Source organism: Streptomyces sp. CoH27, from assembly GCF_020181035.1.
In the GTDB taxonomy this organism is placed as follows: domain Bacteria; phylum Actinomycetota; class Actinomycetes; order Streptomycetales; family Streptomycetaceae; genus Streptomyces; species Streptomyces camelliae.
Map to the genome: position 1 here is coordinate 43,796 of NZ_JAIQYY010000016.1, position 25,276 is coordinate 69,071.

The 25,276-nt window shown below is 69.6% G+C and carries 22 protein-coding genes and 1 pseudogene; all 23 read left to right on the plus strand.

Annotated features, from left to right (window positions below; translation table 11 throughout):
- The first annotated feature begins 105 nt into the window (after positions 1-105).
- Complete coding sequence (gene nrtL / locus LE548_RS26605) at positions 106-1,305, plus strand: ArgS-related anticodon-binding protein NrtL (protein WP_225099487.1); 1,200 nt, start codon at positions 106-108, stop codon at positions 1,303-1,305.
- A 43-nt stretch (positions 1,306-1,348) separates the two neighbouring features.
- Positions 1,349-2,740, plus strand: coding sequence for a diaminopimelate decarboxylase (gene lysA / locus LE548_RS26610; RefSeq protein ID WP_225099488.1), 1,392 nt, complete (start codon positions 1,349-1,351; stop codon positions 2,738-2,740).
- 150 nt (positions 2,741-2,890) lie between these two features.
- Positions 2,891-4,183, plus strand: coding sequence for a homoserine dehydrogenase (locus LE548_RS26615; RefSeq protein ID WP_225099489.1), 1,293 nt, complete (start codon positions 2,891-2,893; stop codon positions 4,181-4,183).
- Between the two features lie 6 nt (positions 4,184-4,189).
- The gene (thrC, locus tag LE548_RS26620) at positions 4,190-5,248 is read left to right on the plus strand and encodes a threonine synthase (RefSeq protein ID WP_225099490.1); all 1,059 of its coding nucleotides are present in this window, start codon (positions 4,190-4,192) and stop codon (positions 5,246-5,248) included.
- Between the two features lie 239 nt (positions 5,249-5,487).
- On the plus strand, positions 5,488-6,441 hold the full coding sequence (gene thrB / locus LE548_RS26625) for a homoserine kinase (protein ID WP_225099491.1): 954 nt from the start codon (positions 5,488-5,490) through the stop codon (positions 6,439-6,441).
- 409 nt (positions 6,442-6,850) lie between these two features.
- Positions 6,851-8,824, plus strand: coding sequence for a transcription termination factor Rho (rho, locus tag LE548_RS26630; protein WP_225099492.1), 1,974 nt, complete (start codon positions 6,851-6,853; stop codon positions 8,822-8,824).
- 242 nt (positions 8,825-9,066) lie between these two features.
- Positions 9,067-10,197, plus strand: a complete 1,131-nt coding sequence (locus LE548_RS26635) for an LCP family protein (protein ID WP_225099493.1) — start codon at positions 9,067-9,069, stop codon at positions 10,195-10,197.
- A 140-nt stretch (positions 10,198-10,337) separates the two neighbouring features.
- A complete protein-coding gene (gene rpmE, locus LE548_RS26640; protein WP_225099494.1) occupies positions 10,338-10,559 on the plus strand; it encodes a 50S ribosomal protein L31 in 222 nt (73 codons plus the stop codon).
- A 106-nt stretch (positions 10,560-10,665) separates the two neighbouring features.
- A complete protein-coding gene (prfA, locus tag LE548_RS26645; RefSeq protein ID WP_225099495.1) occupies positions 10,666-11,742 on the plus strand; it encodes a peptide chain release factor 1 in 1,077 nt (358 codons plus the stop codon).
- A gap of 40 nt (positions 11,743-11,782) precedes the next feature.
- A complete protein-coding gene (prmC, locus tag LE548_RS26650; protein ID WP_225099496.1) occupies positions 11,783-12,628 on the plus strand; it encodes a peptide chain release factor N(5)-glutamine methyltransferase in 846 nt (281 codons plus the stop codon).
- A 68-nt stretch (positions 12,629-12,696) separates the two neighbouring features.
- A complete protein-coding gene (locus tag LE548_RS26655) occupies positions 12,697-13,344 on the plus strand; it encodes an L-threonylcarbamoyladenylate synthase (RefSeq protein ID WP_225099497.1) in 648 nt (215 codons plus the stop codon).
- Positions 13,341-14,027, plus strand: coding sequence for a protein-tyrosine-phosphatase (locus tag LE548_RS26660; RefSeq protein WP_225099498.1), 687 nt, complete (start codon positions 13,341-13,343; stop codon positions 14,025-14,027). Before LE548_RS26655 ends, LE548_RS26660 begins: the two co-directional genes overlap by 4 nt.
- A 390-nt stretch (positions 14,028-14,417) precedes the next feature.
- Positions 14,418-15,659 (plus strand): serine hydroxymethyltransferase, encoded by a 1,242-nt coding sequence (glyA, locus tag LE548_RS26665; RefSeq protein ID WP_225099499.1) that lies wholly within the window; start codon positions 14,418-14,420, stop codon positions 15,657-15,659.
- A gap of 151 nt (positions 15,660-15,810) precedes the next feature.
- Positions 15,811-17,151: an MraY family glycosyltransferase gene (locus LE548_RS26670; RefSeq protein ID WP_225099500.1), complete on the plus strand. Its 1,341-nt coding sequence runs from the start codon at positions 15,811-15,813 to the stop codon at positions 17,149-17,151.
- 304 nt (positions 17,152-17,455) lie between these two features.
- Positions 17,456-17,893: a hypothetical protein gene (locus LE548_RS26675; protein WP_225099501.1), complete on the plus strand. Its 438-nt coding sequence runs from the start codon at positions 17,456-17,458 to the stop codon at positions 17,891-17,893.
- 273 nt (positions 17,894-18,166) lie between these two features.
- Positions 18,167-18,937, plus strand: coding sequence for a F0F1 ATP synthase subunit A (atpB, locus tag LE548_RS26680; protein ID WP_225099594.1), 771 nt, complete (start codon positions 18,167-18,169; stop codon positions 18,935-18,937).
- A gap of 77 nt (positions 18,938-19,014) precedes the next feature.
- Positions 19,015-19,254 carry an ATP synthase F0 subunit C gene (gene atpE / locus LE548_RS26685; protein ID WP_009190636.1) on the plus strand — a complete coding sequence of 80 codons (240 nt, stop codon included), beginning with the start codon at positions 19,015-19,017 and terminating at the stop codon, positions 19,252-19,254.
- Between the two features lie 39 nt (positions 19,255-19,293).
- Positions 19,294-19,845, plus strand: a complete 552-nt coding sequence (locus tag LE548_RS26690) for a F0F1 ATP synthase subunit B (protein WP_225099502.1) — start codon at positions 19,294-19,296, stop codon at positions 19,843-19,845.
- The gene (locus LE548_RS26695) at positions 19,842-20,657 is read left to right on the plus strand and encodes a F0F1 ATP synthase subunit delta (RefSeq protein ID WP_225099503.1); all 816 of its coding nucleotides are present in this window, start codon (positions 19,842-19,844) and stop codon (positions 20,655-20,657) included. The genes LE548_RS26690 and LE548_RS26695 overlap by 4 nt, the downstream gene beginning before the upstream one ends.
- A 151-nt stretch (positions 20,658-20,808) precedes the next feature.
- Positions 20,809-22,401, plus strand: a complete 1,593-nt coding sequence (gene atpA / locus LE548_RS26700; protein ID WP_225099504.1) for a F0F1 ATP synthase subunit alpha — start codon at positions 20,809-20,811, stop codon at positions 22,399-22,401.
- 21 nt (positions 22,402-22,422) lie between these two features.
- Positions 22,423-23,340, plus strand: coding sequence for a F0F1 ATP synthase subunit gamma (locus LE548_RS26705; protein WP_225099505.1), 918 nt, complete (start codon positions 22,423-22,425; stop codon positions 23,338-23,340).
- The gene (gene atpD / locus LE548_RS26710; protein WP_225099506.1) at positions 23,340-24,794 is read left to right on the plus strand and encodes a F0F1 ATP synthase subunit beta; all 1,455 of its coding nucleotides are present in this window, start codon (positions 23,340-23,342) and stop codon (positions 24,792-24,794) included. The genes LE548_RS26705 and atpD overlap by 1 nt, the downstream gene beginning before the upstream one ends.
- 111 nt (positions 24,795-24,905) lie before the next feature.
- A pseudogene (locus LE548_RS26715) lies at positions 24,906-25,271 on the plus strand (F0F1 ATP synthase subunit epsilon); the annotation flags it as partial.
- Between the last annotated feature and the right edge of the window lie 5 nt (positions 25,272-25,276).

The window sequence follows — 25,276 nt, forward strand, 5'->3', positions numbered from 1 at the left end:
GGCCGAGTGTGGCTCTCCCGTGGCAGGAACTCCACGCACCCGCCGCCCGTCCCACAGTGAGAACCCCTTCGCCTACCCACCCCCTTCCTCCCCTACGCTTGTCCCGTGACCCCCGTCGAGTTGTCCCGCACCGTCCTGCATGCGGTGCGTCGTGCTGTCGATGACGGGGAGCTGCGTGTGACCGTGCCCGAGCGGGCCGTGGTGACCGAGCCGGGGCCCGGGGGGTGCGGGGACTACGCCACCACCATCGCCCTTCAGCTCGCCCGGCCGGCCGGACAGCCGCCGCGGCGGGTCGCCGAGATCCTGGTGCCCCGGCTCGCCGACGCCGACGGCATCCGTGAGGTTGTCGTCACCGGCCCCGGATTCCTCAACATCACCCTCGCCGAGCAGGCACAGGCCGATCTCGTCACCACCGTCGTCAAGGAGATCCGTGCCCGCGGCGCCGCCTACGGGCACGGGGACGCCCTCGCGGGGCAGGTCGTCGCGCTGCGGGTGCCGTACGAGGTCCGGGCCGAGGTCGTCGCCGACGCCGTCGTACGGCTCGTGGCCGCCCAGGGCGGGCGGGCCACCGTCGAGCACGCCGAGCCCGTCAATCTGCGGCCCGTGCCCGCCCCGGAGGACCCCGCCCCGCTCGGACCCGACGCCGCCCAGTGGGCCCTGCTCCACCCCGCCCCGCACGACCGGCCCCGGATCACCGCCGATCACCTCGTCCAGCGGGAGGGCAATCCGCTGTTCCGGGTGCGGTACGCCCACGCCCGCGTCCGCTCTGTCAGCCGCAACGCCGCTCGCCTGGGCTTCACCGCCGAGCCCGGCCCGATCGCCGCAGGTCCAGGCCCGGTCATTCCTGGTTCCCGTCCGATCGCTGCCAGTTCAGGTCGAGTCGCCTCCGGTTCCGGTCCGCTCGCCGCCGACTCCGGGCCCAGCACCGCCGGCTCCGGGCCCTTCACCGCCGGCTCCGGTCCGATCGTCCCCGGTTCCGGTCCGCTCGCCGCCGGCTCCAGCCCGCTCACCCCCGCCAACAGCGCCACCCCCACAACCACCCCCGTCCCTGCGCTCCTCACCCCCCTCGCCGACCACCCCCGTATCCTCGCCGCGGCCGCCACCCACCGTGCCCCGGACCGGCTTGCCCGGCATCTCGTCACCGTCGCCGATGCCGTGCTGGCCTTTCTGCCCTCCGTGCTGCCCTGTGGCGAGGAGAAACCCTCGGCCGCCCACCGCGCCCGGCTCGCCCTCGCCGAAGCCGCCGGGACGGTGCTGGCCGGTGGCCTGTCCCTGCTCGGCATCGACGCACCCGAACACCTCTAGGGCTGCGCCCCGGAGAGAGACAGAGAGTCTGAGAGTCACCGTCATGAGCCGTTCCGCCCACCCCGCCGGGCCCCGTCACGCCGATGTCCTGTCCGAGGGGCACTACTCCGCGCCGCCCGCCGATCTCAACGTCCTCGACCCCAAGGTCTGGGCCCAGACCGTCACGCGGGACGCCGACGGGGTCGTCACCGTCGGCGGTGTCGACGTCAACCGGCTCGCCGAGCAGTTCGGCACGCCCGCCTACATCCTCGACGAGGCCGACTTCCGGGCCCGCGCGCGCGCCTGGCGCGGTGCCTTCGGGCCCGACGCCGATGTGTTCTACGCCGGCAAGGCGTTCCTCTCCCGTGCCGTCGTCCGGTGGCTGGAGCAGGAGGGGCTGAATCTGGACGTCTGCTCCGGGGGCGAGCTGGCCACCGCTCTGTCCGCCGGGATGCCCGCCGAGCGCATCGCCTTCCACGGCAACAACAAGTCCAAGGACGAGATCCACCGCGCCATAGAGGCCGGTGTCGGGCGGATCGTGCTCGACTCCTTCCAGGAGATCGTGCGGGTCGCCCACATCGCGCAGTCCCTCGGCAAGCGGCAGAAGGTCCAGATCCGGATCACCGTCGGCGTCGAGGCGCACACGCACGAGTTCATCGCCACCGCCCACGAGGACCAGAAGTTCGGGATTCCGCTGGCCGGGGGGCAGGCTGCGGAAGCCGTGCGGCGGGCGCTTCAGCTCGACGGGCTCGAACTCATCGGCATCCACTCCCACATCGGGTCGCAGATCTTCGACATGTCCGGCTTCGAGGTCGCCGCTCATCGCGTCGTCGGGCTGCTCAAGGACATTCGCGACGAGCACGGGGTCGAGCTGCCCGAGATCGATCTCGGGGGCGGGCTCGGCATCGCCTACACCAGCGACGACGATCCGCGTGAGCCGCACGAGATCGCCAAGGCGCTGACGGAGATCGTGACGCGCGAGTGCGAGGCCGCCCGGCTGCGGACGCCCCGCATCTCCGTCGAGCCCGGCCGGGCCATCGTCGGCCCCACCGCCTTCACGCTCTACGAGGTCGGCACGGTCAAGCCGCTCGACGGGCTGCGGACCTATGTGTCCGTCGACGGCGGCATGTCCGACAACATCCGGACCGCGCTGTACGACGCCGAGTACAGCGTCGCCCTCGTGTCCCGCACCTCCGACGCCGAGCCCATGCTCGCCCGCGTGGTCGGCAAGCACTGCGAGAGCGGGGACATCGTGGTCAAGGACGCGTTCCTGCCCGCCGACCTGGCGCCGGGGGATCTCATCGCCGTACCGGCCACGGGCGCGTACTGCCGGTCCATGGCCAGCAACTACAACCATGTGCCGCGGCCGCCCGTCGTCGCCGTGAAGGACGGCGACGCCCGGGTGATCGTCCGGCGTGAGACGGAGGAGGACCTCCTGCGTCTCGACGTCGGGTAGCCGTGACCCGCCGAACGGGGCTGGAAGATCTCCTGTCGCCCAGCCCCGTACAAATGAAATTCATGTCTCACGATCCGGACCAAGGGTAGAAACTCCCGTCCGGTGAGTGAGACTGGTCCAACCGTAGACGGTGAGAGGAAACGAGGTCGGATGATGCGTACGCGTCCGCTGAAGGTGGCGCTGCTGGGCTGTGGGGTTGTCGGCTCAGAGGTGGCGCGCATCATGACGACGCACGCCGACGACCTCGCCCAGAGGATCGGCGCCCCGGTGGAGCTCGCCGGGGTCGCCGTACGGCGCCCGAGCAAGGTGCGCGAGGGCATTCCCGCGGACCTCGTCACCACCGACGCCACCGCCCTCGTCAAACGGGGGGACATCGATGTGGTGGTCGAGGTCATCGGGGGGATCGAGCCCGCTCGGACTCTCATCACCGCCGCCTTCGAGCACGGCGCCTCCGTCGTCTCCGCCAACAAGGCGCTGCTCGCCCAGGACGGTGCCGCCCTGCACGCCGCCGCCGAGGAGCACGGCCGCGACCTGTACTACGAGGCCGCCGTCGCCGGTGCCATCCCGCTGATCCGCCCGCTGCGCGAGTCCCTAGCCGGTGACAAGGTCAACCGGGTGCTCGGCATCGTCAACGGCACCACCAACTTCATCCTCGACAAGATGGACAACACGGGGGCGGGCTACCAGGAAGCCCTCGACGAGGCCACCGCGCTCGGGTACGCGGAGGCCGACCCGACCGCCGACGTCGAGGGGTTCGACGCCGCCGCCAAGGCCGCCATCCTCGCCGGGATCGCCTTCCACACGCGCGTGCGCCTCGACGACGTCTACCGCGAGGGCATGACCGAGGTCACCGCCGCCGACTTCCGCTCGGCGAAGGAGATGGGCTGCACCATCAAGCTGCTCGCCATCTGTGAGCGGGCGGCGGACGGCGGCTCCGTCACCGCGCGCGTGCACCCCGCCATGATTCCGCTGAGCCACCCGCTCGCCTCCGTGCGCGGCGCGTACAACGCCGTGTTCGTGGAGAGCGACGCCGCCGGCCAGCTCATGTTCTACGGCCCGGGCGCGGGCGGTTCGCCCACCGCCTCCGCCGTGCTCGGCGACCTCGTCGCCGTCTGCCGCAACCGGCTCAACGGCGCAACGGGGCCCGGTGAGTCGGCGTACGCCGCCCTGCCGGTCTCGCCCATGGGCGAGGTCGTCACGCGCTACCACATCAGCCTCGACGTCGCGGACAAACCGGGTGTGCTCGCCCAGGTCGCCACCGTCTTCGCCGAGCACGGCGTGTCGATCGACACGGTGCGCCAGCAGGGCAAGGACGGCGAGGCCTCCCTCGTCGTCGTCACCCACCGGGCGTCCGACGCCTCCCTCACCGGGACCGTCGAGGCGCTGCGCAAGCTCGACACCGTGCGGGGTGTCGCCAGCATCATGCGGGTTGAAGGAGAGTAACCAGCAATGACCCACCAGTGGCGCGGAATCATCGAGGAGTACCGGGACCGGCTGCCGGTCTCCGACACCACGCCGGTCGTGACGCTCCGCGAGGGCGGCACGCCGCTCGTGCCCGCGCAGGTGCTCTCCGAGCGCACGGGCTGTGCGGTCCACCTGAAGGTCGAGGGGGCCAACCCCACCGGCTCCTTCAAGGACCGCGGCATGACCATGGCCATCAGCAAGGCCAAGGAGGACGGGGCCAAGGCCGTCATCTGTGCCTCCACGGGCAACACGTCCGCCTCCGCCGCCGCCTACGCGGTGCGCGCGGGCATGGTTTCGGCCGTGCTCGTGCCGCAGGGCAAGATCGCCCTCGGCAAGATGGGCCAGGCCCTCGTGCACGGCGCGAAGATCCTCCAGGTCGACGGCAACTTCGACGACTGCCTCACGCTCGCTCGCGAGCTGAGCGAGAACTACCCGGTGGCGCTGGTCAATTCGGTCAATCCGGTGCGGATCGAGGGTCAGAAGACGGCCGCCTTCGAGATCGTGGACATGCTCGGCGACGCGCCCGACATCCACGTCCTCCCGGTCGGCAACGCGGGCAACATCACGGCCTACTGGAAGGGCTACAAGGAGTACGCCGCCGACGGCATCGCCGCGAAGACCCCTCGAATGTGGGGTTTCCAGGCCTCGGGAAGTGCTCCGATCGTCCGTGGAGAGGTGGTCAAGGATCCCTCGACCATCGCCACCGCCATCCGTATCGGCAACCCGGCTTCGTGGCAGTACGCACTGGCGGCCCGCGACGAGTCCGGCGGTGTCATCGACGAGGTGACGGACCGTGAAATCCTGCGCGCCTACCGGCTGTTGGCCGCACAGGAGGGCGTCTTCGTGGAGCCCGCCTCCGCCGCCTCCGTGGCCGGTCTGCTGAAGGCCGCCGAGCAGGGCAAGGTCGACCCGGGGCAGACCATCGTCTGCACCGTCACCGGAAACGGCCTGAAGGACCCCGACTGGGCCGTCGCCGGCGCCCCGCAGCCGGTCACCGTCCCGGTCGACGCGGCCACCGCCGCCGAGCGCCTCGGCCTCGCGTAGATCCTGGTGAAACCCTGACAGGGTGCACAGGGGGCTTACGACACGCATCGTGCGCCTCCTGTGCGCCCTATGTCGCCACAGAACCTTCCTTCGATAGGCTGTACCGAACTCGCCCCTCGCATATGCCTGCGCATATGGGTGTCGTCGCGCCGTCTGCGCGGCCAGCGGGTCTCCACGCACGTATCGAATGTCATCGAATGTCTTCGACAGTCACGCAGCTCAAGGAGAGTCAACGAGCGATGGCCGGTCCAGCGTTCCGCGCCGCCGCCGTCCGGGTGCGCGTTCCCGCCACCAGCGCCAATCTCGGGCCGGGCTTCGACGCCCTCGGCCTCGCGCTGGGGCTCTACGACGACGTGGTCGTCCGGGTGGCCGACTCCGGGCTGCACATCGACATCGCGGGTGAGGGCAGCGAGACCCTCCCGCGTGACGAGAGCCACCTCCTCGTCCGCTCCCTGCGCACCGCCTTCGACCTGCTGGGCGGACAGCCCCGCGGCCTGGAGATCGTCTGCGCCAACCGCATCCCGCACGGCCGTGGCCTCGGTTCCTCCTCCGCCGCCATCTGCGCCGGCATCGTCGCCGCCCGCGCCGTGACCATAGGCGGCGAGGCCAGGCTCGACGACGCCGCCCTCCTGGAGCTGGCCACCGAGATCGAGGGCCACCCGGACAACGTGGCCGCCTGCCTGCTCGGCGGTTTCACGCTGTCCTGGATGGAGGCCGGCGCCGCCCGGGCGATCAGGATGGAGCCGAACGGTTCCATCGTTCCGGTGGTTTTCGTGCCCGGAAAGCCGGTCCTGACCGAGACCGCGCGCGGCCTGCTCCCGCGCACCGTGCCGCACGTGGACGCCGCCGCCAACGCGGGCCGCGCCGCCCTGCTCGTCGAGGCCCTCACCCGGCGCCCCGAGCTGCTGCTGCCGGCCACCGAGGACCGCCTCCACCAGGAGTACCGCGCCCCGGCCATGCCGGAGAGCGCCGCGCTGGTGGAGCGGCTGCGCGCCGACGGCATCCCGGCCGTCATCTCGGGCGCCGGACCCACTGTCATGGCCCTCGCCGACGCCGGCACCGCCGACAAGGTGCAGGCCCTGGCGGGCGCCGACTGGGCCGCCAACCGGCTGAGCCTGGACGTGCAGGGCGCGAGCGTACTGCCGCTCGCGACCTCCGGTGCCGAATCCGGCATCGGCTCCGGCGCCGACTGACCGCACACGGTTGCCGGATTTGGAGAGGGGGAATGTTTGTTGGATCCGGTAGTGTTAACCTCAAGTCTGCACCCGACCCCACCATGGCGAGGTGCCTCGTGTCCCCGTCCGGGACAGACATTCTTCCGGGAGCCTCCCACGCCACTCCGTGTTCCTTGCGCCGTACCTGGGCAGTACGTCGTATGCGGGCACTGAGCGGGCCGCCGGGCACGCTTCGGAATCGGTGCTACCACGCCACGTGACACTGGGTGCCACGGCTCGCGGAAGCGCCAGTCACCAGCAAATTCTCTTCCGCCGCTTTGGCGGACCACCGCCCCGGCGCGGTTCACAGAAGACAGGACCGTAGCCGGACAGCACAACCGGTCGCCGAGCCAGACAGGCCGACGTCCGCTCCAGGGAAGGACCCTTCGTGAGCGACACCACCGATCTGATGGGCGCACGTGTCGAGGAGACCGCTGCCGCGCCCGCCACGGACGCCTCCGCGCCTGCCACCGGTGCCGGCTCCCGGCGGCGCCGCGGTACCGGCCTTGAGGGCATGGTGCTGGCCGAGCTGCAGCAGGTCGCCTCGGGCCTCGGCATCAGGGGCACCGCGCGGATGCGCAAGAGCCAGCTGATCGAGGTCATCAAGGAGGCGCAGGCCGCCGGGGGCGCCGCCCCCAAGGCCGAGGCCGCCACCGAGACCAAGCCCAAGCGCCGCGCCACCTCCAAGGCCCGTACGGGTGAGGCCGCCGACGGCGAGAAGAAGGCCGAGGCTCCGGCCGAGAAGGCCGTGGCCCAGCAGCAGATCGAGATTCCCGGCCAACCGGCCTCCGACGACGCCCCCGTCGAGCGCCGTCGCCGCCGTGCCACCGCCGAGGCCGGCAGCCCCGCCGCGAGCAGCGCCGAGACGGTCGCCGCCGAGGCGAAGGCCGAGGTCAGGACGGAGGCCCCGGCCCAGCAGCCGCAGGGCGACGCCGGTGACGGCGAGGGCCGTGGCCGCCGTGACCGCCGTGAGCGCGGCCGCGACCGTGACCGGCGCGGCAAGGGCGACGACCAGCAGGGCCAGGGCGGCCGTCAGGACCGCCAGCAGCAGGGCGGCCAGCAGCAGGGCGGCGGCCGTCAGGACCGCCAGCGGGACAACGCTCCGCAGGACGACGACGACTTCGAGGGCGGTCGCCGGGGCCGTCGCGGGCGCTACCGCGACCGCCGTGGCCGCCGTGGCCGCGACGAGTTCGGTGCGAACGAGCCGCAGCTCGCCGAGGACGACGTCCTGATCCCCGTCGCGGGCATCCTGGACATCCTCGACAACTACGCCTTCATCCGGACCTCCGGCTACCTGCCGGGTCCGAACGACGTGTACGTCTCCCTCGCCCAGGTCCGCAAGAACGGTCTGCGCAAGGGTGACCACGTCACCGGTGCGGTCCGCCAGCCGAAGGAGGGCGAGCGCCGCGAGAAGTTCAATGCGCTGGTCCGCCTCGACTCCGTCAACGGCATGGCGCCCGAACACGGCCGTGGCCGCCCGGAGTTCAACAAGCTGACCCCGCTCTACCCGCAGGACCGCCTCCGCCTGGAGACGGACCCGGGCGTGCTGACCACCCGCATCATCGACCTCGTCTCGCCCATCGGTAAGGGCCAGCGCGGTCTGATCGTGGCCCCGCCGAAGACCGGCAAGACCATGATCATGCAGGCGATCGCCAACGCGATCACGCACAACAACCCCGAGTGCCACCTGATGGTCGTCCTCGTCGACGAGCGTCCGGAAGAGGTCACCGACATGCAGCGGTCGGTCAAGGGCGAGGTCATCTCCTCGACCTTCGACCGCCCGGCCGAGGACCACACCACGGTCGCCGAGCTGGCCATCGAGCGCGCCAAGCGCCTCGTGGAGCTGGGTCACGACGTGGTCGTCCTGCTGGACTCCATCACGCGTCTGGGCCGCGCCTACAACCTGGCGGCGCCGGCCTCCGGCCGCATCCTGTCCGGTGGTGTCGACTCGACGGCCCTGTACCCGCCGAAGCGCTTCTTCGGTGCGGCCCGCAACATCGAGGACGGCGGCTCGCTGACCATCCTCGCCACCGCCCTGGTGGACACCGGGTCCCGCATGGACGAGGTGATCTTCGAAGAGTTCAAGGGCACCGGCAACATGGAGCTCAAGCTCGACCGGAAGCTCGCCGACAAGCGCATCTTCCCGGCGGTGGACGTCGACGCGTCCGGTACGCGTAAGGAAGAGATCCTGCTCGGCGCCGAGGAGCTGGGCATCGTCTGGAAGCTGCGCCGCGTGCTGCACGCGCTGGACCAGCAGCAGGCGATCGAGCTTCTCCTCGACAAGATGAAGCAGACCAAGTCGAACGTCGAGTTCCTGATGCAGATCCAGAAGACGACGCCCACTCCGGGCAACGGGGACTAATACCCGCGGCTGGTGCAAGCGCGTCGGAAAGGTCACAACCGAGATCTCTGACACAAGGGTCTCGGTTGCGGCCCACCAGGAATGACTACACAGAGTGCCCATCGCCGTACGCGATGGGCACTTTGCGTTGTGCAACTCTTTCCCGAGTTTCTCCGTCTGACCGTACGGGGCGACGATGGAGCGGTGACGACCGCCCGACCCTGAAAGCAGGGGGTAACCGACCGACGAGACCTAGGAGCGATGTGTCCGCCGAGAGCACCCCGGAGCCCGTCATACCCGAGCCGGCGGGGACAGCCCCCCGCCCAGGCCGCGGGCGCCGCCGCAAGGCCCCCGGCAAGGGCCGCAAGGCGCTGCGCGTGGCGGCCTGGACCGCGGCGGGCGTGGTCGTCCTGGGCGGCACCGGCGCCGCATACGTGTACTTCAAGCTCAACGGCAACATCCACAGCGTCGACATCAACCAGGCCCTCGGCGCCGACCGGCCCACGAAGATCGACAACGGCTCCCAGAACATCCTGGTCCTCGGCTCGGACAGCCGCTCCGGCTCCAACAAGAAGCTCGGCGGCGGCACCGACGACGGCAGTGCCCGCTCGGACACGGCGATGATCGTCCACGTCTACGAGGGCCACAAGAAGGCCAGTGTGGTCTCCATCCCCCGGGACACCCTGGTCGACCGCCCCGCGTGCACCGACACGAGCGGCACCACGCACCCCGCCGCGTCCGGCTCGATGTTCAACGAGGCCTACTCCACCAGCGGCGCGGCCTGTGCCGTGAAGACCGTCGAGTCCCTCACCGGCATCCGCATGGATCACTATCTGGAGGTCGACTTCCAGGGCTTCCAGAAGCTCATCGACGACCTCGGCGGCGTCCCGGTCACCACGACCAGGAACATCGACGACCCGCAGAGCCACCTGACCCTCCGGGCCGGCACCCACACCCTCGACGGCGAGCAGGCCCTCGGTCTGGTCCGCACCCGGCACGGCGTCGGCGACGGCTCCGACCTGGGCCGCATCCAGCTCCAGCAGGCCTTCGTCAAGGCCCTGATCAACCAGGTCGAGCACGTCGGTGTGTTCAGCAACCCCAAGAAGCTGTACGACCTGGCCGACACCGCCACCAAGGCCGTCACCACCGACTCCGACCTGGGCTCGGTCAACTCCCTCATCGACTTCGCCAACGGCCTCAAGGGCATCGGCCCGAAGAACATGAGCATGATCACGATGCCGGTCCAGTACGACCCGGCCGACCCCAACCGAGTGATCATGGAACCCGCCAAGGCCCACCTGGTGTGGAACGCCCTCAAGAACGACCAGCAGATCCCGAAGTCGGCCACGACGGGTACGGCCACGGGTGAAGCCAAGGGCGTCGTGACCAGCTGAGGCTCCTCGGGGAATAGGCGACAGCGGCCCCCGGTTTTGGGGGATGGCCCCAGTCCTGGCAGACTGGTACGTCGGCTCCGGTTCACGCTCCCGCACCCCGCGGCGGCGACCCGGCGCCCTCCCGAAACCTAGGAGACACCTTGAAGCGCGAGATCCACCCCGAGTACGTCGAGACGCAGGTCAGCTGCACCTGTGGCGCGTCGTTCACCACCCGTAGCACGATCACGAGCGGCACCATCCGCGCCGAGGTCTGCTCCGAGTGCCACCCGTTCTACACGGGCAAGCAGAAGATCCTCGACACCGGTGGCCGTGTGGCCCGCTTCGAGGCCCGCTTCGGCAAGGCTGCCGGCTCCAAGAAGTAGCGAGCCCCATTTCGCCGGTCCACGGCCACACCCCGACCGGGGTGTGCCCGGGACCGGCGTTTTTGGTCGCCCGCCCTTCCCTTCACCGCAGTACAGGAGCCGAAAGATGTTCGAGGCCGTCCAGGAACTCGTCGTCGAGCACGCCGATCTGGAGACGAAGCTCGCCGACCCGTCGGTCCACGCCGACCAGGCGAACGCGCGCAAGCTGAACAAGCGCTACGCCGAGCTGACCCCGATCGTCACCACGTACCGCTCCTGGAAGCAGTCGGGCGACGACATCGAGACCGCGCGCGAGCTGGCCGCCGACGACCCCGACTTCGCCGCCGAGGTCAAGGACCTGGAGAAGCAGCGCGAGGAGCTGACCGAGAAGCTCCGTCTGCTGCTCGTCCCGCGTGACCCGAGTGACGACAAGGACGTCATTCTGGAGATCAAGGCCGGCGCCGGCGGTGACGAGTCGGCGCTGTTCGCCGGCGACCTGCTGCGCATGTACCTGCGCTACGCCGAGCGCGTCGGCTGGAAGACCGAGATCATCGACGCCACCGAGTCCGAGCTGGGCGGCTACAAGGACGTCCAGGTCGCCGTGAAGACCAAGGGCGGCCAGGGTGCCACCGAGCCCGGTCAGGGTGTGTGGGCCCGGCTGAAGTACGAGGGCGGTGTGCACCGCGTGCAGCGCGTGCCGGCGACCGAGTCGCAGGGCCGTATCCACACCTCCGCCGCCGGTGTCCTCGTCACGCCCGAGGCCGAGGAGGTGGACGTGGAGATCAACCCGAACGACCTCCGCATCGACGTCTACCGCTCCTCCGGTCCCGGTGGCCAGTCCGTCAACACCACCGACTCCGCCGTGCGCATCACGCACCTGCCGACCGGGGTCGTGGCCTCCTGCCAGAACGAGAAGAGCCAGCTGCAGAACAAGGAGCAGGCCCTGCGTATCCTGCGCTCCAGGCTGCTCGCCATGGCGCAGGAGGAGGCCGAGCGCGAGGCCGCCGACGCCCGCCGCAGCCAGGTCCGCACCGTCGACCGCTCCGAGAAGATCCGCACCTACAACTTCCCGGAGAACCGCATCTCGGACCACCGCGTCGGCTTCAAGGCGTACAACCTGGACCAGGTCCTGGACGGCGACCTCGACGCGGTGATCCAGGCCTGCGTCGACGCCGACTCGGCGGCGAAGCTGGCAGCTGCATAAAGGCACACAGGCACCACCCAGTACGACACGGAGGACTCGCGTGAACCTGCTGCTCGCGGAGGTGGCCCAGGCCACCCAGCGGCTGGCCGACGCCGGCGTGCCCTCGCCGCGCAACGACGCGGAGGAGCTGGCCGCGTTCGTGCACGGGGTGAAGCGCGGCCAGCTGCACTCCGTGAAGGACGCCGACTTCGACGCCCGGTACTGGGAGGTCATCGCCCGGCGCGAGCAGCGCGAGCCGCTCCAGCACATCACCGGGCGGGCCTACTTCCGGTATCTGGAACTCCAGGTCGGGCCCGGGGTGTTCGTGCCGCGTCCGGAGACCGAGTCCGTGGTCGGGTGGGCCATAGACGCCGTGCGCGCCATGGACGTCGTCGAGCCGTGCATCGTCGACCTGTGCACCGGCTCCGGCGCCATCGCGCTCGCCCTCGCCCAGGAGGTGCCGCGTTCCCGGGTGCACGCCGTGGAGCTGTCCGAGGACGCCCTGGTGTGGACCCGCAAGAACATGGCGGGGTCGAGGGTGGACCTGCGGCAGGGGAACGCCCTGGACGCCTTCCCCGACCTCGACGGCCAGGTCGACCTGGTGATCTCCAACCCGCCGTACATCCCGCTCACGGAGTGGGAGTACGTCGCCCCCGAGGCCCGTGACTACGACCCGGAGCTGGCCCTGTTCTCCGGTGAGGACGGCCTCGACCTGATCCGTGGCATCGAGCGCACCGCACACCGGCTGCTCCGCCCGGGCGGGGTCGTCGTCATCGAGCACGCCGACACCCAGGGCGGCCAGGTGCCGTGGATCTTCACCGAGGAGCGGGGCTGGGCCGACGCGGCCGACCACCCCGACCTCAACAACCGCCCCCGGTTCGCGACCGCCCGCAAGGCGTTGCCGTGACCACCCCGACGGCAGTGATTTCTGAAGTCCCGCATTTCGTGTACTTCGTGTACGAGGAGGCCCGCTAGATGGCACGGCGATACGACACCAACGACGCGACCGACCGCGTGACGGGTCTGCGTGAGGCCGCGTCCGCCATCCGCCGGGGCGAGCTGGTGGTGCTGCCGACCGACACGGTGTACGGCATCGGCGCCGACGCCTTCTCCTCGGAGGCCGTCGGTGACCTGCTGGAGGCAAAGGGCCGGGGCCGCAACATGCCCAGCCCTGTCCTCATCGGCTCCCCGAACACCCTGCACGGCCTGGTCACGGACTTCTCCGAGCTGGCCTGGGAGCTGGTCGACGCGTTCTGGCCGGGCGCCCTGACGCTGGTCGCCAAGCACCAGCCGTCCCTCCAGTGGGACCTGGGCGACACGCGCGGCACGGTGGCCGTCCGGATGCCCCTCCACCCCGTCGCGATCGAACTGCTCACCGAGGTCGGTCCGATGGCCGTGTCCTCGGCGAACCTCACCGGGCACCCGGCGCCGGAGGACTGCGACGCCGCCCAGGAGATGCTCGGCGACTCCGTCTCCGTCTACCTCGACGGCGGCCCGACCCCCGGCATCGTGCCGTCGTCCATCGTGGACGTCACCCGTGACGTGCCCGTGCTGCTGCGCGAGGGCGCGATCTCGGCGGAGGAGCTGCGGAAGGTCGTACCTGACCTTGAGGTGGCGAATTGACGGCCCCTGAGGCGGGGCGTGGCATAGGCATCGGGGAGCGTGTCGAGCGCATCGCCGAAGAGACGACGACCTTCGGCTTTCCGCGCGACACCTTCCGCATCCTCCACGTCAGCACCGGCAACGTGTGCCGCTCGCCCATCACCGAGCGGCTGACCCGCCATTTCGTCGCGGAGCGGCTCGGTGTGCTCGGCGGCGGGCTGATCGTGGAGAGCGCGGGCACCTGGGGCCACGAGGGCGCGCCGATGGAGACCAACGCGGAGACGGTCCTGGCCGAGTTCGGCGCGGATGCCTCCGGCTTTTTCGGCCGGGAGCTTCTTGACGAGCACGTCATCATGGCCGACCTGGTCCTGACCGCCACCCGCGACCACCGCGCCCAGGTGATTTCGATGGGTCACTCGGCGGGCCTGCGCACCTTCACCCTGAAGGAGTTCACCCGCCTGGTCCGCGCCATAGACCCCACGACCCTCCCCCCGCTGGAGGACGGCGTGGTGATGCGTGCCCGCGCCCTGGTCCGTGCGGCCGCCGCTCTACGCGGGTGGCTTCTGGCCCCGACGGTGGAGGCGGACGAGGTGTACGACCCGTACGGGGCTCCGCTGACGTTCTTCCGGTCGGTGGGGGACGAGATACATCAGGCGTTGGATCCCGTGGTGACTGCGCTGACGGGTGTGGCTGCGCGGGCCTGATGTGCTGCGGGCCGGTCTGGGCTGCCGGTCGGAGGCCGGCGCAGCGGCTCGATGCCGGGAGGCCCGCCAGGGCCGAGCGAGCGCGAGAGGCGCGTCAAGGATCGGGCTCCCGTGGTGACTGCGCTGACGGGTGTGGCTGCGCGGGCTTGATGTGCTGCGGGCCGGTCTGGGTCGCCGGTCGGAGGCCGGCGCAGCGGCTCGATGCCGGGAGGCCCGCCAGGGCCGAGCGAGCGCGAGAGGCGCGTCGGGGATGGGGCTCAGCCACGGCGGAGTCGCAGTCGGCGTCACGGCAGTACCTCCCGCGTTGTGTCGCGTCCCGGCTACCGGGCGTCCCGCACATCGCGGGCCTACATTGGGGTTACGTCACCGTCGACCGCCCGGGAGCCCGCCATGTCGGTCACGCATCCCCTTGAGACCGACGTCCTGCGGGAACAGGACCCCGAGCTGGCCGAGATCCTTCTCGGTGAGCTGCGCCGGCAGTCGACCTCGCTCCAGCTGATCGCCGCCGAGAACTTCACCTCGCCCGCCGTGCTGGCCGCGCTCGGCTCGGCGCTCGCCAACAAGTACGCCGAGGGGTATCCCGGCGCCCGGCATCACGGCGGCTGCGAACTGGTCGACGTCGCCGAGCGGCTCGCCGTGGAGCGGGCCAAGGCGCTGTTCGGCGCCGCGCACGCGAACGTCCAGGCCCACTCCGGCTCCTCGGCCGTCCTGGCCGCCTACGCCGCCCTGCTGCGCCCCGGCGACACCGTCCTCGCCCTCGGCCTGCACTACGGCGGCCACCTCACCCACGGCTCGCCCGCGAACTTCTCCGGCCGCTGGTTCGACTTCGTGGGCTACGGCGTCGACGCGGAGACCGGGCTCATGGATCACGACCAGGTACGACATCTGGCGCGTAATCACCGGCCGAAGGCGATCGTGTGCGGCTCCATCGCCTACCCCCGCCACATCGACTACGCCTTCTTCCGCGAGGTCGCCGACGAGGTCGGGGCCTATCTGATCGCCGACGCCGCGCATCCGATCGGCCTGGTCGCCGGGGGAGCGGCGCCCAACCCGGTGCCGTACGCCGATGTCGTGTGCGCGACCACCCACAAGGTGCTGCGCGGGCCGCGCGGCGGGATGATCCTGTGCGGTTCTCCCGAGCTGGCCGAGCGGATCGACCGCGCTGTGTTTCCGTTCACACAGGGCGGCGCCCAGATGCACACCATCGCCGCCAAGGCCGTCGCGTTCGGCGAGGCGGCAACACCGGCGTTCGCCGTGTACGCCCATCAGGTGGTCGCCAATGCGCGGGCGCTGGCGGCGCTGCTGGAGGCGGAGGGGTTCGTCGTCACCACCGGCGGCACCGACACCCATCTGATCACCGTCGATCCCGCCCCGCTCGGCGTGGACGGCCGCACCGCGCGCGGCCGGCTCGCCGCCGCCGGGATCGTGCTGGACTGCTGTGTGCTGCCGCACGGCGACGCTCGCGGCCTGCGCCTGGGTACGGCCGCCGTGACCACGCAGGGCATGGGAGAGGCGGAGATGCGGCGGATCGCGGCTCTGCTCGCGGCGGTGCTGCGGGGCGAGACCGACCCGGCCGGGGCGCGGGACGACGTGCGCGATCTCACCGTCGGTTTTCCGCCTTATCCGGGCTGAACGGGGGCAGGCGCCGTCCCGTAGACCTCAATGTGGCCCGTGGTGCACAGCCACACATGCAACCATCGTGGCTACCCGGAAGTCCCCATCCATATACGTCCATCGCTAGGGTGTGGGGCTGTGATGGCCAGCGAGACCTGTGGGGAAGCCTGTGCGTGAATACCTGCTGACGCTCTGCGTCACGGCCGCGGTGACGTACCTGCTGACAGGGCCGGTGCGGAAGTTCGCGATCGTGGCCGGGGCGATGCCGGAGATCCGGGCCCGTGACGTGCACCGGGAACCCACTCCGCGCCTCGGCGGTATCGCCATGTTCTTCGGCCTGTGCGCGGGCCTGCTGGTCGCGGACCACCTGACCAACCTCAACGAGGTCTTCACGAAGTCGAACGAGCCCCGGGCCCTGCTCTCCGGCGCGGCCCTGATCTGGCTGATCGGCGTCCTGGACGACAAGTTCGAGATCGACGCGCTGATCAAGCTGGGCGGCCAGATGATCGCCGCGGGCGTGATGGTCATGCAGGGTCTGACGATCCTGTGGCTGCCCGTCCCCGGCGTCGGCAACGTGGCGCTGACCCAATGGCAGGGCACCCTGCTGACCGTCGCCCTGGTCGTCATCACGATCAACGCCGTGAACTTCGTCGACGGCCTCGACGGCCTCGCGGCCGGCATGGTCTGCATCGCGGCGGGCGCGTTCTTCCTGTACGCCTACCGGATCTGGTATTCGTACGGCATCGAGGCCGCCGCCCCGGCGACGCTCTTCGCGGCCATCCTGATGGGCATGTGCCTGGGCTTCCTGCCGCACAACATGCACCCCGCGCGGATCTTCATGGGCGACTCGGGCTCGATGCTGATCGGTCTGGTGCTGGCGGCGGGCGCGATCTCCATCACGGGACAGATGGACCCGGACGCGCTGGGCCTGTACGTGGGTTCCGAGCGGGCCGCGGTGCACGCGACGGTCCCGGTCTACATCCCTCTCCTCCTCCCGCTGACGATCATCGCCGTACCGGCCGCGGACCTGGTGCTGGCCATCGTCCGCCGCACCTGGCGCGGCCAGTCGCCGTTCGCCGCCGACCGCGGCCATCTCCACCACCGGCTGCTGGAGATCGGCCACTCGCACAGCCGGGCCGTGCTGATCATGTACTTCTGGTCGGCCCTGATCGCCTTCGGCGCCCTCGCGTACTCGGTGAACTCTGCGTCGATGTGGATCGTGCTCGGAGTGGTGTTCCTCAGCACGGTCGGCCTGGTCCTGCTGCTGCTCCCGCGCTTCACCCCGCGCGTCCCGGTCTGGGCGCAGGCCTTCGTGCCGCCGCGCTACCGCCGGCGCCGCCGGAAGGCCGCCGCCGAGGCGGCCATGGCTCAGGCGAGCGTGGCGCAGGCGGCGGAGGCGCCCTGTGGGGCGGAGGAAACCGAGGGACGGGCGCGGATCACGGCCGGTGTCTCAGGCGTCAACGGGGCGACCGCCATTGGCGCTCGTTCGCGTTTTGTTGATCGTCATTGAGACGCTCAAGGTAAGAATCAGACGAGAGCATTGCCAACTCGTGGGGGAGCAAAGTCCCCTAATACCAGACAAGTGGGCGCGGTTTTTGCACAGACGCGCACTGTCACTCTCATGTGTGACGGCAAGCACACCTATCGAGTAAAGACCTCATCAAATAGTTTGTGATACGGTTCACGAGAACCCCGGATAGGGCCGAAGGACCGTAGTGCGACGGTCCATCGGTGTGAGGTCTCGATCACTCAGCCCGGGACTACGCTCGTCCATGACGACACCCTGCCCCCCTTGTGAAAGCGGAGTTGCCGCCATGCCGTCCAATGACGCCCGGAACCTTCTGCGGATCGCTGTGCCCACAGCGGTCGCAGGTGCGATCGCCGTCGCCGTGAGCGCCGCGGTCGCGGGGGGCAAGGGTGCGCTCGGCGCGGCCGTCGGCACGGTCCTGGCCATTCTGTTCATGGGAATCGGCCTCTACGTGCTCCAGTGGACGGCAAAAACGCTCCCGCAGCTGTTCCAGATGATGGGCCTGTTGCTCTATGTGGCCCAGCTGCTGCTCCTCCTGATCTTCGTCGCTGTTTTCAAGGACACCTCTCTCTTCAATCCGAGGACGTTCGCCGCGTCGCTCGTCGTCGCGACCGTCGTATGGATGGCCGCGCAGGCTCGTGCGCACATGAAGGCCAAGATCTTCTACGTCGACCCGGACTCCGCGAAGAGTGAGAAGCCCGAGAAGACAGGGCCGAAGCCGTGAGGAGTAGGGGCGGGATAAAGGCTTGTGAGATCTCCTGCTATCGTCCGGTGCCAACTGCGGCATCGCGGGCGCGGGCACCTGAGCTGACGCCTGCTCAATGGCGAGGCTCGAAGCCCCCCAGCCGCCCCCACATCCGTAACACCAGTCCGGTGCCGATCCGCGGCCCTGTGCCGCGCCGACACAACGAGGTTGCCGTACCTATGCGTCACGCCGAAGGAGCCCGTGGTGAGTGCTGACCAGACCCAGCTCGCCTTTGACTGGAGTTGTCGGATCATGTCCGACAACGGGTGTGGCTTCCCGGCCCCGGGCCTGAACTCGTTCCTGTTCAAGCCGCTCTTCACCGTCGGGGGCTTCGAGTTCAACAAGGTGATGCTGCTCGCGCTCGTCACCACGCTGCTCGTCATCACCTTCTTCTCGGCCGCGTTCGGCAAGGCCAAGGTCGTCCCGGGCAAGCTCCAGATGATCGGCGAGGCCGGCTACGACTTCGTGCGCCGCGGCATCGTGTACGAGACCCTCGGCAAGCGCGAGGGCGAGAAGTGGGTGCCGCTCATGGTCTCCCTCTTCTTCTTCGTCTGGATCATGAACATCTGGTCCGTGATCCCGCTGGCGCAGTTCCCGGTGTCCTCGGTCATCGCCTTCCCGATGGTCCTGGCCGCGATCGTCTACATCACCTGGGTCGCGCTCACCTTCAAGAAGCACGGCTTCGTCGGCTTCTTCAAGAACGTCACGGGCTACGACAAGTCGCTCGGCGCGGTGCTGCCCCTCGTCATGGTCATCGAGTTCTTCTCGAACCTGCTGGTCCGCCCGTTCACGCACGCGGTGCGACTCTTCGCCAACATGTTCGCCGGTCACCTGATGCTGGTCATGTTCACCGTGGCCTCCTGGTACCTGCTGAACAGCTGGCTGGTCGTGGGCGCCGGCGTCTCCTTCGTGATGACGATGGCCATGATCCTCTTCGAGCTCTTCGTCCAGGCCGTCCAGGCGTACGTCTTCGTGCTGCTGGCCTGCTCCTACATTCAGGGCGCTCTCGCCGAGCACCACTGAGCCGAACCACCCGCCCCAAATCCCAGTCGTCCGGTGGCCAACCCCCACCGGTCCGTAAAAGAGAAGGAAGAAACGGCATGTCCGCTGCCATCGACCTCGCCGCCGGCGTCTCCGGTTCCCTCGGTTCCATCGGCTACGGCCTCGCGGCCATCGGCCCCGGCATCGGCGTCGGCATCATCTTCGGTAACGGCACCCAGGCCCTCGCCCGCCAGCCCGAGGCCGCCGGTCTGATCCGCGCCAACCAGATCCTGGGCTTCGCCTTCTGTGAGGCGCTCGCCCTCATCGGCATCGTTATGCCGTTCGTGTTCGGTCGGTAATCAAACCCCCACCGACACGTTTCGACGAAAGGCACTGATGTGATCGCCAACCTGGCACAGCTGGCGGCCGAGGAGACGAAGCAGAACCCGCTCGTCCCCGCCGGCCCCGAGCTGCTCATCGGCACCATCGCCTTCGCCATCGTGTTCTTCTTCTTCTGGAAGAAGCTGCTTCCGAACATCAACAAGGTTCTGGAGGAGCGCCGCGCGGCGATCGAAGGCGGTATCGAAGAGGCCGACGCCATGAAGGTCGAGGCCCAGAGCGTCCTTGAGCAGTACAAGGCCCAGCTCGCCGAGGCCCGGCACGAGGCCGCGCGCCTGCGCCAGGAGGCGCAGGAGCAGGGTGCCACGCTCATCGCCGAGATGCGGGCCGAGGGCCAGCGGCAGCGCGAGGAGATCGTCGCCGCCGGTCACGCTCAGATCGCGGCCGACCGCAAGGCCGCCGCGCAGACGCTGCGTCAGGACGTGGGCAAGCTCGCCACCGAACTGGCCGGCAAGCTCGTCGGCGAGTCCCTTGAGGACCACGCCCGCCAGAGCCGTGTGATCGACCGCTTCCTCGACGAGCTTGAGGAGAAGGCCGAGGCCACGCGATGAACGGAGCGAGCCGCGAGGCCCTGGCTGCCGCACGTGAGCGTCTCGACGCGCTGACGGACTCCACGTCCGTGGACGCCGCATCGCTCGCCGACGAGCTGGCGGCCGTCACCGCGCTGCTCGACCGCGAGGCCGGCCTGCGCCGGGTCCTCACCGACCCGGCGCAGCCCGCGGAGGCCAAGGCGGAACTGGTCCAGCGCCTGATCGGCGGCCAGGTCAGCGGTCCCACCGCCGACCTGGTGTCCGGGACGGCCCGCGCCCGCTGGTCGCAGTCCCGCGACCTGGTGGACGCGCTGGAGGAGCTGGCGGACATCGCCGACCTCACCGCCGCGGAGAAGACGGGCACGCTGGACGACGTGGAGGACGAGCTGTTCCGGTTCGGCCGGATCGTCTCCTCCAGCACCGAGCTGCGCGCCGCGCTGACCGACCGCGCCGCCGGCAAGGCCGCCCGGACCGAGCTGCTGCACCGCCTGCTGGGCGGCCGCGCCCAGCCCGGCACCGAGCGTCTGGTCACGCGCCTTGTGACCGCGCCGCGTGGACGTAGCCTGGAAGCGGGACTGGAGTCCCTGTCCAAGCTGGCTGCCGAGCGCCGGGACCGCATGGTCGCCGTCGTCACCTCGGCGGTGCCGCTGAGCGACGGCCAGAAGCAGCGCCTCGGCGCCGCCCTCGCCAAGCTCTACGGCCGTCGGATGCACCTCAACCTGGACGTGGACCCCGAGGTCGTCGGCGGTATCCGGGTGCAGGTCGGTGACGAGGTCATCAACGGCTCGATCGCGGACCGGTTGGAAGACGCCGAGCGTCGCATGGCGAGCTGAGCACCGCTCGGCACTCGGCACAAGCAGCGAATAAAGCAGTACGTACTTACGGCCCTGGTTGGGCCGTGCAGAGGATTCACCTCTTAACGGGGGGAGTCCCCCATCCCCCCAAGTGAAACTTCGGGCCCAACAAGGAGAGCAGGGAACCCAGATGGCGGAGCTCACGATCCGGCCGGAGGAGATCCGGGACGCGCTGGAGCACTTCGTCCAGTCGTACAAGCCGGACGCGGCCTCGCGCGAGGAGGTCGGCACCGTCACCTTCGCCGGTGACGGCATCGCGAAGGTCGAGGGCCTGCCCTCGGCCATGGCCAACGAACTGCTGAAGTTCGAGGACGGCACCCTCGGCCTCGCCCTCAACCTTGAGGAGCGCGAGATCGGTGCCATCGTCCTCGGTGAGTTCAGCGGCATCGAGGAGGGTCAGCCGGTGCAGCGCACCGGTGAGGTCCTCTCCGTCGCGGTCGGCGAGGGCTACCTCGGCCGTGTCGTCGACCCGCTCGGCAACCCGATCGACGGCCTCGGCGAGATCGACACCGAGGGCCGCCGCGCCCTTGAGCTGCAGGCCCCCACGGTCATGCAGCGCAAGTCGGTGCACGAGCCGATGGAGACCGGCTACAAGGCCGTCGACGCCATGACCCCGGTCGGCCGCGGCCAGCGTCAGCTGATCATCGGTGACCGTCAGACCGGCAAGACCGCGCTGGCCGTCGACACGATCATCAACCAGCGGGACAACTGGCGCTCGGGCGACCCGAACAAGCAGGTCCGCTGCATCTACGTCGCCATCGGCCAGAAGGGCTCCACCATCGCCGGCGTGCGCCGCGCGCTGGAGGAGAACGGCGCCCTGGAGTACACGACCATCGTCGCCGCTCCGGCGTCCGACCCGGCCGGCTTCAAGTACCTGGCGCCGTACACCGGTTCCGCCATCGGCCAGCACTGGATGTACCAGGGCAAGCACGTCCTGATCGTCTTCGACGACCTGTCGAAGCAGGCCGACGCCTACCGTGCCGTCTCCCTGCTGCTGCGCCGCCCGCCGGGCCGTGAGGCCTACCCGGGTGACGTCTTCTACCTGCACTCCCGGCTGCTGGAGCGCTGCGCCAAGCTCTCCGACGACATGGGTGCCGGTTCGATGACCGGTCTGCCGATCGTCGAGACCAAGGCCAACGACGTCTCGGCGTTCATCCCGACCAACGTCATCTCCATCACCGACGGCCAGTGCTTCCTGGAGTCCGACCTGTTCAACGCCGGTCAGCGTCCGGCCCTGAACGTCGGTATCTCGGTCTCCCGTGTGGGTGGCGACGCCCAGCACAAGGCCATGAAGCAGGTCTCCGGCCGGCTCCGCGTCGACCTGGCCCAGTACCGTGAGCTGGAGGCGTTCGCCGCCTTCGGTTCCGACCTGGACGCCGCGTCGAAGGCGCAGCTGGAGCGCGGTCAGCGCATGGTCGAGCTGCTCAAGCAGGGGCAGTACCAGCCCATGGCCACCGAGGACCAGGTCGTCTCCGTCTGGGCCGGCACCACCGGCAAGATGGACGACGTTCCGGTCGCCGACATCCGCCGCTTCGAGCAGGAGCTGCTGGACTACCTGCACCGCAAGGAGCAGGGCCTCATGACCTCCATCAAGGAGGGCGGCAAGATGTCCGACGACACCCTCACGGCCGTCGCCGACGCGATCGCGGAGTTCAAGAAGCAGTTCGAGACCTCCGACGGCAAGCTGCTCGGCGAGGACACCCCGGCCGCCGCCGCCAAGTGACGTAAGGAAGGGACCTGACTCATGGGAGCCCAGCTCCGGGTCTACAAGCGTCGCATCCGATCCGTCACCGCGACCAAGAAGATCACCAAGGCGATGGAGATGATCGCCGCCTCGCGTGTCGTCAAGGCACAGCGCAAGGTGGCGGCCTCCACGCCGTACGCGACCGAGCTCACCCGGGCCGTCGCGGCGGTCGCCCAGGGGTCGAACACCAAGCACCCGCTGACGACGGAGGCGGAGAACCCGACCCGGGCCGCGGTCCTGCTCCTGACGAGCGACCGCGGTCTGGCCGGCGCCTTCAACTCCAACGCCATCAAGACGGCCGAGCGGCTCACCGAGCAGCTTGAGCGGGAAGGCAAGGAGGTCGACGTCTACATCGTCGGCCGCCGTGGTGTCGCCCACTACAACTTCCGTGAGCGGAAGATCGCCCAGTCGTGGGCCGGCTTCACCGACGAGCCGACGTACGCGGACGCCAAGAAGGTCGCCGCGCCGCTGATCGAGGCGATCGAGAAGGACACGGCGGCCGGCGGTGTGGACGAACTCCACATCGTCTACACCGAGTTCGTCTCGATGCTGGTGCAGTCGGCGACCGGCGACCGGCTGCTGCCGCTGAGCTTGGACGAGGTGGCGGAGGAGGCGGCCCCCAAGGGTGAGATCCTTCCGCTGTACGACTTCGAGCCGTCGGCGGAGGACGTCCTCGACGCCCTGCTGCCGCGGTACGTCGAGAGCCGTATCTACAACGCGCTGCTGCAGTCGGCCGCTTCGAAGCACGCCGCCACCCGGCGGGCGATGAAGTCGGCCACCGACAACGCCGGTGAGCTGATCGAGAAGCTCACTCGACTTGCCAACCAGGCCCGCCAGGCCGAAATCACCCAGGAAATCAGCGAGATCGTCGGTGGCGCCAACGCCCTGGCCGACGCGACCGCGGGGAGTGACTACTAATGACCACCACTGCTGAGCCGACCGCTGAGGCTGGCGTGGCCACTGGCCGCGTCGCTCGGGTCATCGGCCCGGTCGTCGACGTGGAGTTCCCCGTCGACGCGATGCCGGACATCTACAACGCCCTGCACGTCGAGGTCTCCGACCCGGCCGACGCGGGCAAGAAGAAGACGCTGACCCTGGAGGTCGCCCAGCACCTGGGTGACGGCCTGGTCCGCGCGATCTCCATGCAGCCCACCGACGGCCTGGTCCGCCAGGCCACGGTGGTGAACACCGGCAACGGCATCACCGTCCCCGTCGGTGACGTCACCAAGGGCCGCGTGTTCAACACCCTGGGTCACGTGCTCAACGACGAGCAGTCCTCCGTCGAGGGCGCCGAGCGCTGGGCGATCCACCGCAAGGCCCCGGCCTTCGACCAGCTTGAGTCGAAGACCGAGATGTTCGAGACGGGTCTGAAGGTCGTCGACCTGCTCACCCCGTACGTCAAGGGCGGAAAGATCGGTCTGTTCGGCGGCGCCGGCGTCGGCAAGACCGTTCTGATCCAGGAAATGATCATGCGTGTGGCGAAGCTGCACGAGGGTGTGTCGGTCTTCGCGGGTGTGGGCGAGCGCACCCGTGAGGGCAACGACCTGATGCAGGAGATGGAGGAGGCCGGCGTTCTGGACAAGACCGCGCTGGTCTTCGGCCAGATGGACGAGCCGCCGGGCACCCGTCTGCGCGTGGCGCTGGCCGGTCTGACGATGGCGGAGTACTTCCGTGACGTCCAGAAGCAGGACGTGCTGTTCTTCATCGACAACATCTTCCGCTTCACCCAGGCCGGTTCCGAGGTGTCGACCCTGCTCGGCCGTATGCCCTCCGCGGTGGGTTACCAGCCGAACCTGGCCGACGAGATGGGCGTCCTGCAGGAGCGCATCACCTCGACCCGTGGTCACTCGATCACCTCGATGCAGGCGATCTACGTCCCCGCGGACGACCTGACCGACCCGGCGCCGGCCACCACCTTCGCCCACCTCGACGCGACGACGGTGCTCTCCCGTCCGATCTCCGAGAAGGGCATCTACCCGGCCGTGGACCCGCTGGACTCCACGTCCCGGATCCTGGACCCGCGGTACATCGCGCAGGACCACTACAACGCGGCCATGCGCGTGAAGAACATCCTGCAGAAGTACAAGGACCTCCAGGACATCATCGCGATCCTCGGTATCGACGAGCTCGGCGAGGAGGACAAGCTCGTCGTCCACCGTGCCCGTCGCGTCGAGCGGTTCCTGTCCCAGAACACCCACGCCGCCAAGCAGTTCACCGGCGTGGACGGTTCGGACGTGCCGCTGGAGGAGTCGATCGCGGCGTTCAACGCCATCTGCGACGGTGAGTTCGACCACTTCCCGGAGCAGGCGTTCTTCATGTGCGGTGGTCTTGAGGACCTGAAGAAGAACGCGAAGGAGCTGGGCGTCTCCTGAGCCTCGTGCTCGCTGGAGGGGGCGGGGCGCGTCCCGCCCCCTCCGCCACGCCCACTAGAATTGACCCCAACACCCGGCAGAACCGCCGGGTGGTGACCCGAGGAGCCACCCTTGGCTGCTGAGCTGCACGTCGAGCTGGTCGCCGCCGACCGCCAGGTCTGGTCCGGCGAGGCCACCCTGGTCGTCGCGCGCACCACGTCCGGCGACATCGGCGTCATGCCCGGTCACCAGCCGCTGCTCGGTGTGCTGGAGTCGGGCCCGGTGACCATCCGTACGAGTGAAGGTGGAACGGTCGTCGCCGCGGTGCACGGCGGTTTCATCTCGTTCGCGGACAACAAGCTGTCGTTGCTGGCCGAGATCGCCGAGCTGTCGGACGAGATCGATGTCCAGCGCACGGAGCGGGAGCTGGAGCGCGCGAAGGCGGAGGGCGACGCCGCCGCCGAGCGTCGCGCAGACGTCCGCCTGCGTGCCGCGGCTGAGGT

Excerpts from the sequence above, each read along its gene's own strand:
- lysA (WP_225099488.1), top strand. The coding sequence starts at position 1,349 with ATGAGCCGTTCCGCCCACCCCGCCGGGCCCCGTCACGCCGATGTCCTG.
- LE548_RS26615 (WP_225099489.1), top strand. The coding sequence starts at position 2,891 with ATGATGCGTACGCGTCCGCTGAAGGTGGCGCTGCTGGGCTGTGGGGTT.
- thrC (WP_225099490.1), top strand. The coding sequence starts at position 4,190 with ATGACCCACCAGTGGCGCGGAATCATCGAGGAGTACCGGGACCGGCTG.
- thrB (WP_225099491.1), top strand. The coding sequence starts at position 5,488 with ATGGCCGGTCCAGCGTTCCGCGCCGCCGCCGTCCGGGTGCGCGTTCCC.
- prfA (WP_225099495.1), top strand. The coding sequence starts at position 10,666 with ATGTTCGAGGCCGTCCAGGAACTCGTCGTCGAGCACGCCGATCTGGAG.
- LE548_RS26655 (WP_225099497.1), top strand. The coding sequence starts at position 12,697 with ATGGCACGGCGATACGACACCAACGACGCGACCGACCGCGTGACGGGT.
- glyA (WP_225099499.1), top strand. The coding sequence starts at position 14,418 with ATGTCGGTCACGCATCCCCTTGAGACCGACGTCCTGCGGGAACAGGAC.
- LE548_RS26675 (WP_225099501.1), top strand. The coding sequence starts at position 17,456 with ATGCCGTCCAATGACGCCCGGAACCTTCTGCGGATCGCTGTGCCCACA.
- atpB (WP_225099594.1), top strand. The coding sequence starts at position 18,167 with ATGTCCGACAACGGGTGTGGCTTCCCGGCCCCGGGCCTGAACTCGTTC.
- atpE (WP_009190636.1), top strand. The coding sequence starts at position 19,015 with ATGTCCGCTGCCATCGACCTCGCCGCCGGCGTCTCCGGTTCCCTCGGT.
- LE548_RS26695 (WP_225099503.1), top strand. The coding sequence starts at position 19,842 with ATGAACGGAGCGAGCCGCGAGGCCCTGGCTGCCGCACGTGAGCGTCTC.
- atpA (WP_225099504.1), top strand. The coding sequence starts at position 20,809 with ATGGCGGAGCTCACGATCCGGCCGGAGGAGATCCGGGACGCGCTGGAG.
- LE548_RS26705 (WP_225099505.1), top strand. The coding sequence starts at position 22,423 with ATGGGAGCCCAGCTCCGGGTCTACAAGCGTCGCATCCGATCCGTCACC.
- atpD (WP_225099506.1), top strand. The coding sequence starts at position 23,340 with ATGACCACCACTGCTGAGCCGACCGCTGAGGCTGGCGTGGCCACTGGC.